Raw genomic sequence first — 13,156 nt, forward strand, 5'->3', positions numbered from 1 at the left:
ACCTGCGGATTTGAGTGACAAACCATGCCAAAACGTACAGACATTAAAAGCATCCTGATTCTCGGCGCTGGCCCGATCGTGATCGGCCAGGCCTGCGAATTCGACTATTCCGGCGCCCAGGCCTGCAAAGCCCTGCGCGAAGAGGGTTACCGCGTCATCCTGGTGAACTCCAACCCGGCCACCATCATGACCGACCCGGACATGGCCGACGCCACCTATATCGAGCCGATCAAGTGGCAGACCGTGGCCAAGATCATCGAAAAAGAGCGTCCGGACGCCGTACTGCCGACCATGGGTGGCCAGACCGCTCTGAACTGCGCACTGGATCTGGAGCGCGAAGGCGTTCTCGAGAAGTTCGGCGTTGAGATGATCGGTGCCAATGCCGATACCATCGACAAGGCTGAAGACCGTTCGCGTTTCGACAAGGCGATGAAATCCATCGGCCTGGCGTGCCCGCGTTCCGGCATCGCCCACAGCATGGAAGAGGCCAACGCGGTCCTCGAAACCCTCGGTTTCCCGTGCATCATCCGTCCGTCCTTCACCATGGGCGGCACCGGTGGCGGTATCGCTTACAACCGTGAAGAGTTCGAAGAAATCTGCGCCCGTGGTCTGGACCTGTCGCCGACCAAAGAGCTGCTGATCGACGAATCGCTGATCGGCTGGAAAGAATATGAAATGGAAGTTGTCCGCGACAAAAAGGACAACTGCATCATCGTCTGCTCGATCGAAAACTTCGACCCGATGGGCGTGCACACCGGTGACTCGATCACCGTAGCTCCTGCGCAAACCCTGACCGACAAGGAATACCAGATCCTGCGTAACGCCTCGCTGGCGGTACTGCGCGAGATCGGCGTCGAGACCGGCGGTTCGAACGTGCAGTTCGGTATCTGCCCGAACACTGGCCGCATGGTCGTGATCGAAATGAACCCGCGTGTATCGCGTTCCTCGGCACTGGCTTCGAAAGCCACCGGTTTCCCGATCGCCAAGGTCGCGGCCAAGCTGGCTGTGGGTTACACCCTTGATGAGCTGTCGAACGACATCACCGGCGGCAAGACCCCGGCGTCCTTCGAGCCGTCGATCGACTACGTCGTCACCAAGCTGCCACGCTTCGCCTTCGAGAAATTCGCCAAGGCTGATGCGCGCCTGACCACGCAAATGAAGTCGGTCGGTGAAGTCATGGCCATCGGCCGGACCTTCCAGGAATCCCTGCAGAAAGCTCTGCGCGGTCTGGAAGTCGGCGTTTGCGGTCTGGACGAGAAGCTCGATCTGAGCAACCCGGACAGCATGAGCGTGCTCAAGCGCGAACTGACCGTGCCGGGCGCCGAGCGCATCTGGTACGTGGCTGACGCCTTCCGCGCCGGCCTGTCGGTCGAAGACATCTTCGGCATGAACATGATCGACCCGTGGTTCCTGGTGCAGATCGAAGACCTGATCAAGGACGAAGAGAAGGTCAAGACCCTCGGTCTGTCCTCGATCGACCGCGACTTGATGTTCAAGCTCAAGCGCAAAGGCTTCTCCGATCAGCGTCTGGCCAAGCTGCTGGGCGTCACCGAGAAAAACCTGCGTACGCACCGTCAGAAGCTGGAAGTGTTCCCGGTCTACAAGCGCGTTGACACCTGCGCCGCCGAATTCGCCACCGACACTGCTTACCTGTACTCGACCTACGAGGAAGAGTGCGAGGCAGCGCCGTCGGGTCGCGACAAGATCATGATTCTGGGCGGCGGTCCGAACCGTATCGGCCAAGGCATCGAGTTCGACTACTGCTGCGTTCACGCTGCTCTCGCCCTGCGCGAAGACGGCTACGAAACCATCATGGTCAACTGCAACCCGGAAACCGTTTCCACCGACTACGACACTTCCGACCGTCTGTACTTCGAGCCGGTAACCCTGGAAGACGTACTGGAAATCTGCCGCGTCGAGAAGCCGAAAGGCGTGATCGTCCAGTACGGCGGCCAGACTCCGCTGAAACTGGCTCGTGCTCTGGAAGCTGCTGGCGTGCCGATCATCGGCACTAGCCCTGACGCGATCGACCGCGCCGAAGACCGCGAGCGCTTCCAGCAAATGGTCGAGCGCCTGAACCTGCGTCAGCCGCCAAACGCCACCGTGCGCAGCGAAGATGAAGCTGTTCGCGCTGCGGCGAAGATCGGTTATCCGCTGGTGGTGCGCCCGTCCTACGTGTTGGGCGGCCGTGCGATGGAAATCGTATACAAAGAAGACGAACTCAAGCGCTATCTGCGTGACGCGGTGCAAGTGTCCAACGACAGCCCGGTGCTGCTCGACCACTTCCTCAACTGCGCCATCGAAATGGACGTGGATGCGGTCTGCGACGGCAAAGATGTAGTGATCGGCGCGATCATGCAGCACATCGAACAGGCGGGCGTTCACTCCGGTGACTCCGCGTGCTCGCTGCCGCCGTACTCGCTGCCGGCGCACATCCAGGACGAGATGCGCGAACAGGTCAAGAAAATGGCTCTGGAACTGGGCGTTGTCGGCCTGATGAACGTTCAGTTGGCCTTGCAGGGCGAAGATATCTACGTCATCGAAGTCAACCCGCGCGCCTCGCGTACCGTGCCGTTCGTTTCCAAGTGCATCGGTGTTTCCCTGGCCATGATCGCCGCGCGCGTGATGGCCGGTAAGACCTTGAAGGAAATCGGCTTCACCAAAGAAATCATCCCGAACTTCTACAGCGTTAAAGAAGCGGTGTTCCCGTTCGCCAAGTTCCCTGGCGTTGACCCGATCCTCGGCCCAGAGATGAAGTCGACCGGTGAAGTAATGGGCGTCGGCGACACCTTCGGTGAAGCATTCGCCAAGGCGCAGATGGGCGCCAGTGAAGTGCTGCCGACCGGCGGTACCGCTTTCATCAGCGTGCGCGATGACGACAAGCCACTGGTTGCAGGCGTGGCCCGTGATCTGATCAACTTGGGCTTCGAAGTGGTCGCCACTGCCGGCACTGCCAAGCTGATCGAAGCCGCAGGCCTTAAAGTGCGCCGCGTGAACAAGGTGACCGAGGGTCGTCCACACGTGGTCGACATGATCAAGAATGACGAAGTCACGCTGATCATCAACACCACCGAAGGTCGTCAGTCGATCGCCGATTCGTACTCCATTCGTCGCAATGCCCTGCAGCACAAGATTTACTGCACCACCACTATCGCTGCGGGCGAAGCGATCTGCGAAGCGCTGAAGTTCGGTCCGGAAAAGACCGTGCGCCGCTTGCAGGATCTACACGCAGGATTGAAGGCATGAGCATAACCAAGTACCCAATGACTGTTCAGGGCGCTCGCGCCCTGGAAGAGGAGCATGCTCACCTGACCAAGGTCGTCCGTCCGAAGCTCAGCCAGGACATCGGTACGGCCCGCGAGTTGGGTGACTTGAAGGAAAACGCTGAATACCATGCTGCCCGCGAACAGCAAGGCATGGTCGAAGCGCGTATTCGTGACATCGAAGGCCGGATTCAGAACCAGGTCATCATCGATGTCACGACCATTCCTCACACCGGCAAAGTGATTTTCGGTACCACCGTCGAGATCGCCAACGTCGAGACTGATGAAAGCGTCACTTACCACATCGTGGGTGAGGATGAGGCTGACTTCAAACTCGGCAAGATCTCCGTCGGTTCGCCGCTGGCCCGCGCCTTGATTGGCAAGGAAGAGGGTGACGTGGTCGCCGTCAAAACGCCAAGCGGCGTGATCGAGTACGAGATTGTCGAAGTTCGTCACATCTGAAAGAAGGCGCCCGCTGCATGCGGGCGCCATGCTTTGGCAACTGACCCAGATGCTTTGGGTCGGTGGCCTATGGTTGATTCATATCGGTTTGCAGCCGGCGTTGGGCCGGATCGGCCTGGCGCCGCTGTTGATCGACGAAGTGGCCAGTGCATTCGAAGTGCTGGTAGTCGGATTCGCTGCTTTGTGCGTGATCTTTCAGGCTTTGGTGCTGGTACAGGCCGAGGGCCTTGGCAGTCTATGGCGGGATTTTCGCGGGCAGGTGCTGTTGATGGCGTTGTACGCGTGCGCGATGTATGTCGCTGTGCGTGTCGGCTGGCCGGATGCGCAGCGCTGGCAGGTATTCAGTTATCTGGTGCTGGGATTTTCCGGGCTGGTGCTGGTCATGCAGCCGGTGCCAGGATGGAGTGGCAGGGTGCGCGAAGCACACCCTTGACCCTGCGCATCACTTGAAGCGATGAACGTTCGACAGCTGCTTGTTGGCGCTGAAGTTCTTGCGGTAGACCAGAGCCATCTTGCCGATGACCTGAACCAGGTCCGCTTTGCCGACCTTGCACAGTTCGGCGATGTGCGCCAGGCGCGACTCGCGATCGAGGATGTTGAGCTTGATCTTGATCAGCTCGTGATCCGCCAGGGCGCGTTCAAGTTCGGCTAAAACACCTTCAGTCAAACCGTTGTCCGCTACCGTCAACACTGGTTTGAGGTGGTGGCCGATGGATTTGTACTGTTTCTTCTGCTCTGGAGTGAGCGGCATAATCTGACCCTTTCGTCTGGATTCTGTAAAATGGCGGCCATTTTACCCGAGGGTTCGTGGATCCGCCCAACTAATCACGACCCTAATCATCGAGGTGCCCAATGGCGCGTTCCAAGACAAGCCTTGGTTGGCTGAAAAGACATGTCAACGATCCTTATGTGAAGCAGGCGCAGAAGGATGGCTACCGCTCGCGTGCAAGTTACAAGCTTCTGGAGATCCAGGAAAAGTACAAACTGATCCGTCCCGGCATGAGCGTGGTCGACCTCGGCGCCGCGCCGGGTGGCTGGTCCCAGGTGACCAGTCGGTTGATCGGCGGTCAGGGTCGTCTGATCGCTTCGGACATCCTGGAAATGGACAGCATTCCGGACGTGCATTTTATCCAGGGCGACTTCACGGAGGACTCGGTGCTCGCTGAAATCCTGGAGGCCGTGGGTAATTCGCAGGTGGACCTTGTGATTTCCGATATGGCCCCCAATATGAGTGGTACACCCGAAGTGGATATGCCCAAGGCCATGTTCCTCTGTGAGCTGGCGCTGGACCTGGCGGAACGGATCCTCAAGCCGGGTGGCAATTTCGTCATCAAGATTTTTCAGGGCGAAGGGTTTGACGTTTATCTGAAGGATGCTCGGAAGAAATTCGACAAGATCCAGATGATCAAGCCAGACTCTTCCCGTGGCAGCTCCCGTGAGCAGTACATGCTGGCCTGGGGTTATCGCGGCGGTGATGCGTAAAACAAGGTTTTTCGGCAGGGCGATAGGTTTTTCATATTTCGCTCTGCGGGCATAAGCGAATATTGTGTAGAAAGTGTTTCACAAAGGGTTACAGACGGCGCCTGCCAGAGTTGTAGGTAATGTAGTAAGTTAGGCCGGTGAATATCATGCGAAGCGCGCGCCAGTAGCGGAGCTTGCTTCAGAGGGTAGTTAATTGAACGATATGGCAAAGAATCTGATCCTGTGGTTGATCATCGCGGCAGTCCTGGTGACGGTGATGAACAACTTCTCCAGCCCTAACGAGCCGCAGACCCTCAACTATTCCGACTTCATCCAGCAGGTCAAGGATGGCAAGGTCGAGCGCGTAGCCGTTGACGGCTATGTGATTACCGGCAAGCGCACCGATGGCGACAGCTTCAAGACCATTCGTCCGGCAATTCAGGACAATGGCCTGATCGGCGATCTGGTCGACAATCATGTTGTGGTTGAAGGCAAGCAGCCTGAACAGCAAAGCATCTGGACTCAGCTCCTGGTGGCCAGCTTCCCGATCCTGGTGATCATCGCGGTGTTCATGTTCTTCATGCGCCAGATGCAGGGCGGCGCCGGTGGCAAGGGCGGGCCGATGAGCTTCGGCAAGAGCAAGGCACGCCTGCTCTCCGAAGATCAGGTGAAAACCACTTTGGCTGACGTTGCCGGTTGCGACGAAGCCAAGGAAGAAGTCGGCGAGCTGGTCGAGTTCTTGCGTGATCCGGGCAAATTCCAGCGTCTGGGCGGGCGTATCCCGCGCGGCGTGCTGATGGTCGGCCCGCCGGGTACCGGTAAAACCTTGCTGGCCAAGGCGATTGCCGGCGAAGCGAAAGTGCCGTTCTTCACCATTTCCGGTTCCGACTTTGTCGAAATGTTCGTCGGTGTCGGCGCCAGCCGCGTCCGCGACATGTTCGAGCAGGCCAAGAAGCACGCCCCTTGCATCATCTTCATCGATGAAATCGATGCCGTGGGTCGCCATCGTGGCGCCGGCATGGGTGGCGGTCACGACGAACGTGAGCAGACTCTCAACCAGTTGCTGGTGGAGATGGACGGCTTCGAAATGAATGACGGCATCATCGTAATTGCTGCGACCAACCGTCCGGACGTACTCGACCCTGCGCTGCTGCGTCCGGGCCGTTTCGACCGTCAGGTGGTCGTCGGCTTGCCGGATATTCGTGGTCGCGAGCAGATTCTGAAAGTGCACATGCGCAAAGTGCCAATGGGCGACGACGTTGCTCCGGCAGTGATCGCACGTGGTACTCCTGGCTTCTCCGGTGCTGACCTGGCCAACCTGGTCAACGAAGCGTCGTTGTTCGCTGCTCGTAGCGGCAAACGCATCGTCGAGATGAAAGAGTTCGAGCTGGCGAAAGACAAGATCATGATGGGCGCCGAGCGCAAATCCATGGTCATGTCCGAGAAAGAAAAGCAGAACACTGCTTACCACGAAGCCGGCCACGCCATCGTTGGTCGCGTCGTGCCTGAGCATGATCCGGTCTACAAGGTGTCGATCATTCCGCGTGGTCGTGCGCTGGGTGTGACCATGTTCCTGCCGGAAGAAGATCGTTACAGCCTGTCCAAACGTGCGCTGATCAGCCAGATCTGCTCGTTGTACGGTGGCCGTATCGCAGAAGAAATGACCCTGGGCTTTGACGGTGTAACCACCGGTGCGTCCAACGACATCATGCGTGCAAGTCAGATTGCCCGGAACATGGTGACGAAATGGGGCCTGTCGGAAAAACTCGGTCCGCTGATGTATGCCGAAGAAGAGGGCGAAGTGTTCCTCGGTCGCGGTGGTGGTGGTCAGGCTGCCAGCTTCTCCGGTGAGACCGCCAAGCTGATCGACTCCGAAGTACGCAGCATCATTGATCAGTGCTACGGCACCGCCAAGCAGATCCTCACGGATAACCGTGACAAGCTCGATGCCATGGCTGATGCGCTGATGAAGTACGAAACCATCGATGCCGAGCAGATTGACGACATCATGGCCGGTCGCACACCTCGCGAACCTCGCGACTGGTCGGGTGGCACCGGTACGCCTCCGCCGCCTGTCGTGCAGGACGAGCGTCCGGAAAAACCAATTGGCGGTCCGGCTGCTGACGTTTAAGGCTTGAAATGACTTCTGTACAGTCCCTGACCCGGTTGCCTTGCGGCAACCGGGTTCTTGATTTGGCCCAGACGCATGTCATGGGCATTCTCAATGTCACTCCTGATTCCTTTTCCGACGGCGGCCGCTACAGCCAGCTCGATGCGGCGCTGCGCCATGCCGAAGCCATGGTGCTGGCTGGCGCGACGCTGATTGATGTCGGCGGCGAATCGACCCGGCCAGGCGCGCGAGCGGTTTCTCCTCTGGAGGAGCTTGAGCGCGTCGCGCCGATTGTCGAGCTGATCAATCGCGAGCTGGATGTCATCATCTCGGTCGATACTTCCACCCCGGCAGTCATGCGCGAAACCGCACGGCTCGGTGCCGGCCTGATCAATGATGTGCGTTCGTTGCGTCGCGATGGTGCGCTGGATGCGGCGGCGGCGACAGGGTTGCCGGTCTGTCTCATGCACATGCTCGGCGAGCCGGGTGATATGCAGGATAATCCGCAGTATCAGGATGTCACCCGCGAGGTCGGTGAGTTTCTCGTCGAACGCATGGATCAGTGTGCTCAGGCGGGCATTCCCGCTGAGCGAATCATTCTTGATCCCGGCTTCGGCTTCGCCAAAACCCTGCAGCACAATCTAAGCTTGTTCAAACACATGGAGGCCCTGCATGCACTGGGTCGACCACTGCTGGTAGGTGTTTCGCGCAAGAGTATGATTGGCCACGCTTTGAATCGTCCCGTGGGCGAGCGTCTGCATGGCGGACTGGCACTGGCGGCGCTGGCGTCAGTTAAAGGCGCACGTATATTGCGGGTCCACGATGTGGCGGAAACCGTCGATGTTGTGCGAATGATCGCGGCCGTAGAATCAGCCGAATAAGAATGATGGAGCACTTATGAGCAAGAAATATTTTGGTACCGACGGCATTCGCGGTCGCGTTGGTGAATACCCGATCACGCCTGACTTCATGCTCAAGCTCGGCTGGGCGGCCGGCATGGCTTTCCGCAAGATGGGTGCTTGCAAGGTGCTTGTCGGCAAGGACACGCGGATCTCCGGTTATATGTTTGAATCGGCACTCGAAGCGGGCCTGACCTCGGCGGGTGCCGATGTGATGCTGCTCGGCCCGATGCCGACGCCTGCCATCGCTTATCTGTCGCGTACGTTCCAGGCTGAAGCCGGCATCGTGATCAGTGCTTCGCACAACCCGCATGATGACAACGGCATCAAGTTCTTCTCCGGCAAAGGTACCAAGCTGCCCGATGAATTGGAGCTGATGATCGAAGAGTTGCTGGATACGCCAATGACCGTCGTCGAGTCGAGCAAGATCGGTAAGGTGTCGCGAATCAATGATGCATCGGGCCGCTACATCGAGTTCTGCAAGAGCAGCGTGCCTACCGGGACCAATTTCGCCGGTCTGAAGATCGTTATCGACTGCGCGCATGGTGCAACCTATAAGGTAGCGCCGAGCGTCTTCCGTGAATTGGGTGCCGAAGTCGTCGTGCTTTCCGCTCAGCCGAACGGGCTGAACATCAACGATAACTGCGGTTCCACGCATATGGGGCCGTTGCAGGCCGCCGTTCTGGCCGAGCATGCGGACCTGGGTATCGCCTTCGATGGTGATGGTGATCGGGTATTGATGGTCGATCACACCGGCGCCATCGTCGATGGTGATGACCTGCTGTTCATCATTGCCCGCGATCTGCATGAGCGTGGCAAGTTGCAGGGTGGCGTCGTCGGTACATTGATGAGCAATCTTGGTCTCGAGCTGGCACTGGCGGATCTGTCGATCCCGTTCGTTCGCGCCAATGTCGGTGACCGCTACGTGATTGCCGAACTGCAAGAGCGCAACTGGCTCGTAGGCGGGGAAAACTCCGGGCATGTGGTCTGCTTCAACCACACCACCACGGGCGATGCGATCATCGCGGCTCTGCAGGTGTTGATGGCTCTGAAATCTCGCAACGAAGGTCTGGCGCAAACGCGGCAGGCTTTGCGCAAGTGCCCTCAGGTGCTGATCAACGTTCGCTTTGGCGGCGGTGAAAGCCCGCTGGAGCATCCGGCTGTCAAGGAAGCCAGTGCCCGTGTCACTCAGGCGATGGCGGGGCGCGGTCGCGTGCTTCTGCGCAAGTCCGGCACAGAGCCTCTGGTGCGCGTAATGGTCGAAGGCGAGGACGAAAACCAGGTTCGCGGCTATGCCGAAGAGCTGGCAAAACTGGTAACCGAAGTTTCTGCCTGATACGGCTTGCAAGCCATGATTGTGTTGGGTAACATCTGCGCCCACTTTGACCGACGAGGTACAGCATGCGTCGCCCTATGGTAGCTGGTAACTGGAAGATGCACGGTACCCGCGCCAGCGTCGCTGAGCTGATCAACGGCCTTCGTCATCTGGCCTTGCCAAGCGGTGTTGATGTCGCGGTGTTCCCGCCTTGCTTGTACATCAATCAAGTGATTGATGGCTTGAAAGGCAAGTCGATTTCGGTCGGCGCGCAGAATTCTGCGGTGGAAGCCATGCAAGGTGCGTTGACTGGTGAGATTGCTCCCAGCCAACTGGTGGATGCAGGTTGTTCCCTGGTGCTTGTCGGGCACTCCGAACGCCGTCAGATTATGGGCGAGCGAGACGGGATGCTGAATCGCAAGTTCGCAGCGGCACAGGCATGTGGCTTGATTCCGGTGTTGTGTGTAGGGGAAACCCTCGAGCAGCGCGAATCCGGAAAAACTCTTGAAGTTGTCGGGCGTCAGCTGGGCAGCATCATCGAGGAGCTGGGCGTCGGTGCCTTTGCCAAGGCAGTGATTGCATACGAGCCGGTCTGGGCCATTGGTACCGGACTGACTGCAACGCCGCAACAGGCTCAGGATGTGCATAAAGCCATTCGCGAGCAGTTGGCGGCAGAGAATTCTGAAGTCGCACGAGGTGTGCGGCTTCTATACGGCGGCAGCGTGAAGGCGGCCAATGCGGTCGAACTGTTCGGCATGCCGGATATCGATGGGGGGCTCATTGGTGGAGCTTCCCTGAATGCAGATGAGTTCGGTGCGATCTGTCGCGCCGCGGGAAACTGAAAAAATGCTGGAAACAGTCGTAGTCGTTTTTCATCTGCTGGGTGCATTGGGCGTAGTTGCTCTGGTTTTGCTGCAGCAGGGTAAGGGTGCGGACGCTGGCGCGTCTTTCGGAGCAGGTGCTTCAAATACTGTGTTCGGAAGCCAAGGTTCCTCTACCTTTCTTAGTAAGTTTACTGCTATACTTGCCGCCGGTTTCTTCATAACCAGCTTGGGGTTAGGTTACTTTGCTAAAGAGAAAGCTCATCAGCTGACTCAAGCAGGTCTTCCAGATCCAGCAGTGTTGGAAGTACCTAAGCAACAACCGGCTTCTGATGATGTCCCGGTGCTTCAAGAGCAAAAGTCGGCTACTCCAGCGACTGACGTGCCTCCAGCTCAAGAGCAGAAGTAAGAAGAGTTCCAAACGTAGTATCGCCGAGGTGGTGGAATTGGTAGACACGCAACCTTGAGGTGGTTGTGCCCATAGGGTGTAGGGGTTCGAGTCCCCTTCTCGGTACCAATTAGTCAGGAGAGCCCGCTGTTGCGGGCTTTCTTGCAGGTGGAAGGTTACATTGACCCTAAAAGGGATCGGTCGTATACTTCCGCCCCAGCTTTGTCGCGGGGTGGAGCAGTCTGGTAGCTCGTCGGGCTCATAACCCGAAGGTCGTCGGTTCAAATCCGGCCCCCGCAACCAGTTTAAGGAGCCCCTTTTAAGGGGCTTTTTGTTAGCTGGATACTTTCAACGCCGCTGTTCGACGGCGTTTCAAGGATGGGCGTTATGCCCATTTTTTTATTTTGCAAAGCATGCACATATCATGCACTAGGGGGTTCAGGTGTCGAGCAAGCTAGAAGAGTTGCAGGCCTTGCTGGCCCCGGTGGTCGTGGCCCTGGGCTATGAATGCTGGGGTATCGAGTTTTCGGCTCAGGGTCGTCACTCGATGTTGCGCGTTTATATCGATAAAGAGGGTGGCGTGCTGGTGGACGATTGCGCCATTGTCAGCCGTCAGATCAGCGGTGTTCTGGATGTTGAAGATCCTATCTCCGTTGAATACACCCTTGAAGTTTCCTCGCCTGGCATGGAGCGCCCGCTGTTCACTCTTGAGCAGTTTGCCCAATTTGCCGGTGAACAAGTGAAGATCAAGCTGCGCTCGCCTTTCGAAGGTCGACGCAATTTTCAGGGCCTTCTGCGCGGTGTAGAAGAGCAGGACGTCGTGGTGCAGGTAGAAGACCACGAGTTCCTGTTGCCGATCGATATGATCGACAAGGCCAACATTATTCCCAGTTTTGACTGAGACGCGGATCCCGCGGATCCAATGGCTTGCGAAAGGCGAGGCGTACGATGAGCAAAGAAGTACTGCTGGTTGTTGAGTCGGTATCCAATGAAAAGGGTGTACCGGCAAGCGTAATTTTTGAAGCGCTGGAGCTGGCTCTGGCCACTGCTACCAAAAAGCGTTTTGAAGACGAAGTGGACCTGCGTGTGGAAATCAACCGCCACACCGGTTCCTACGAAACCTTCCGTCGCTGGACGGTCGTCGAAGAGAATGATCTCGACGATCCGGCCATCGAGACCTGGCCAAGCAAGGTTGCCGAAACGCATCCTGGCGCCAAGGTTGGTGACGTCGTCGAAGAGAAAATCGAATCCATCGAGTTCGGCCGCATCGCTGCACAGACTGCCAAGCAGGTCATCGTGCAGAAAGTTCGCGAAGCCGAGCGCGCTCAAGTGGTCGACGCCTATCGCGAGCGCCTGGGAGAAATCATCTCCGGCACCGTGAAAAAAGTCACCCGCGACAACGTGATCGTCGATCTGGGCAACAATGCTGAAGCATTGCTGGCCCGTGAAGACATCATTTCTCGCGAAACCTTCCGTGTCGGCGTGCGTCTGCGTGCGCTGCTCAAGGAAATCCGCACCGAGAACCGCGGCCCGCAGCTGATCCTGTCGCGTACCGCGCCGGAAATGCTGATCGAGCTGTTCCGTATCGAAGTGCCGGAAATCGCCGAAGGCCTCATCGAGGTCATGGCCGCCTCCCGTGATCCGGGTTCGCGAGCCAAGATCGCCGTCCGCTCCAAGGACAAGCGCATCGACCCACAAGGTGCCTGCATCGGTATGCGCGGTTCGCGCGTCCAGGCGGTATCGGGTGAGTTGGGCGGTGAGCGTGTTGATATCGTGCTGTGGGACGACAACCCGGCCCAGTTCGTCATCAACGCCATGTCCCCGGCCGAGGTTGCGGCAATTATCGTTGACGAAGATGCCCATGCCATGGACATCGCCGTTGGCGCAGACAATCTGGCTCAGGCCATCGGTCGCGGTGGTCAGAACGTGCGTCTGGCCAGCCAGTTGACTGGCTGGACCCTGAACGTGATGACCGAATCGGACATCCAGGCTAAGCAGCAAGCAGAAACCGGCGACATCCTGCGCAACTTCATCGACGAGCTGGAAGTCGACGAAGAACTGGCTCAGGTGCTGGTAGATGAAGGCTTCACCAGCCTGGAAGAGATTGCCTACGTACCGGTGGAGGAGATGCTCAACATCGACGGCTTTGACGAGGACATCGTCAACGAGCTTCGTGCTCGCGCCAAGGATCGCTTGTTGACCAAAGCCATCGCTACTGAGGAAAAGCTGGCAGACGCCCATCCGGCCGAAGACCTGCTCTCGCTTGAGGGTATGGACAAGGATTTGGCGATGGAACTGGCGGTGCGCGGCGTAATTACCCGCGAAGACCTGGCCGAGCAGTCTATTGACGACCTGCTCGACATCGACGGCATTGACGATGATCGTGCCGGCAAGTTGATCATGGCCGCCCGAGCCCACTGGTTCGAGTAATTAGGCG

The 13,156-nt window shown here is 58.1% G+C and carries 12 protein-coding genes and 2 tRNA genes; 13 read left to right on the forward strand and 1 reads right to left on the reverse strand.

Annotation, left to right across the window (positions count from 1 at the left end; translation table 11 throughout):
* Positions 1-24 precede the first annotated feature (24 nt).
* From carB to J5M66_RS22410, 3 genes are read left to right on the forward strand one after another with little or no spacing between them, the layout of a single operon-like run.
* Positions 25-3,246, forward strand: a complete 3,222-nt coding sequence (carB, locus tag J5M66_RS22400; RefSeq protein ID WP_016771764.1) for a carbamoyl-phosphate synthase large subunit — start codon at positions 25-27, stop codon at positions 3,244-3,246.
* 2 nt (positions 3,247-3,248) lie between these two features.
* Positions 3,249-3,725, forward strand: a complete 477-nt coding sequence (gene greA / locus J5M66_RS22405; protein ID WP_038861135.1) for a transcription elongation factor GreA — start codon at positions 3,249-3,251, stop codon at positions 3,723-3,725.
* Positions 3,726-3,753: 28 nt separating this feature from the next.
* Positions 3,754-4,158, forward strand: a complete 405-nt coding sequence (locus J5M66_RS22410; protein WP_110603494.1) for an MFS transporter — start codon at positions 3,754-3,756, stop codon at positions 4,156-4,158.
* Between the two features lie 9 nt (positions 4,159-4,167).
* Here the strand turns inward: J5M66_RS22410 and J5M66_RS22415 are convergent, their stop codons facing one another.
* Positions 4,168-4,476, reverse strand: a complete 309-nt coding sequence (locus J5M66_RS22415) for a YhbY family RNA-binding protein (RefSeq protein WP_016771761.1) — start codon at positions 4,474-4,476, stop codon at positions 4,168-4,170.
* A gap of 101 nt (positions 4,477-4,577) precedes the next feature.
* Between J5M66_RS22415 and rlmE the strand changes: the two genes are divergently transcribed.
* From rlmE to nusA, 10 genes are all read left to right on the forward strand, one after another.
* Positions 4,578-5,207 (forward strand): 23S rRNA (uridine(2552)-2'-O)-methyltransferase RlmE, encoded by a 630-nt coding sequence (gene rlmE, locus J5M66_RS22420; protein WP_016771760.1) that lies wholly within the window; start codon positions 4,578-4,580, stop codon positions 5,205-5,207.
* A gap of 202 nt (positions 5,208-5,409) precedes the next feature.
* A complete protein-coding gene (ftsH, locus tag J5M66_RS22425; RefSeq protein ID WP_016771759.1) occupies positions 5,410-7,317 on the forward strand; it encodes an ATP-dependent zinc metalloprotease FtsH in 1,908 nt (635 codons plus the stop codon).
* An 8-nt stretch (positions 7,318-7,325) separates the two neighbouring features.
* On the forward strand, positions 7,326-8,177 hold the full coding sequence (gene folP, locus J5M66_RS22430) for a dihydropteroate synthase (RefSeq protein ID WP_110603492.1): 852 nt from the start codon (positions 7,326-7,328) through the stop codon (positions 8,175-8,177).
* Positions 8,178-8,193: 16 nt separating this feature from the next.
* A complete protein-coding gene (gene glmM, locus J5M66_RS22435) occupies positions 8,194-9,531 on the forward strand; it encodes a phosphoglucosamine mutase (protein ID WP_110603491.1) in 1,338 nt (445 codons plus the stop codon).
* A gap of 65 nt (positions 9,532-9,596) precedes the next feature.
* Positions 9,597-10,352 (forward strand): triose-phosphate isomerase, encoded by a 756-nt coding sequence (gene tpiA / locus J5M66_RS22440; RefSeq protein ID WP_024011568.1) that lies wholly within the window; start codon positions 9,597-9,599, stop codon positions 10,350-10,352.
* A 4-nt stretch (positions 10,353-10,356) separates the two neighbouring features.
* The gene (gene secG, locus J5M66_RS22445) at positions 10,357-10,740 is read left to right on the forward strand and encodes a preprotein translocase subunit SecG (RefSeq protein WP_016771756.1); all 384 of its coding nucleotides are present in this window, start codon (positions 10,357-10,359) and stop codon (positions 10,738-10,740) included.
* A 22-nt stretch (positions 10,741-10,762) separates the two neighbouring features.
* Positions 10,763-10,848 (forward strand) — tRNA-Leu (locus J5M66_RS22450).
* A 97-nt stretch (positions 10,849-10,945) separates the two neighbouring features.
* Positions 10,946-11,022 (forward strand) — tRNA-Met (locus J5M66_RS22455).
* A 139-nt stretch (positions 11,023-11,161) separates the two neighbouring features.
* A complete protein-coding gene (gene rimP, locus J5M66_RS22460) occupies positions 11,162-11,620 on the forward strand; it encodes a ribosome maturation factor RimP (RefSeq protein WP_125927170.1) in 459 nt (152 codons plus the stop codon).
* 47 nt (positions 11,621-11,667) lie between these two features.
* Positions 11,668-13,149 (forward strand): transcription termination factor NusA, encoded by a 1,482-nt coding sequence (gene nusA / locus J5M66_RS22465; RefSeq protein WP_024011569.1) that lies wholly within the window; start codon positions 11,668-11,670, stop codon positions 13,147-13,149.
* Positions 13,150-13,156: the final 7 nt, after the last annotated feature.

It is taken from the genome of Pseudomonas sp. 67(2021), assembly GCF_017491835.1.
Classification (GTDB): domain Bacteria; phylum Pseudomonadota; class Gammaproteobacteria; order Pseudomonadales; family Pseudomonadaceae; genus Aquipseudomonas; species Aquipseudomonas atacamensis.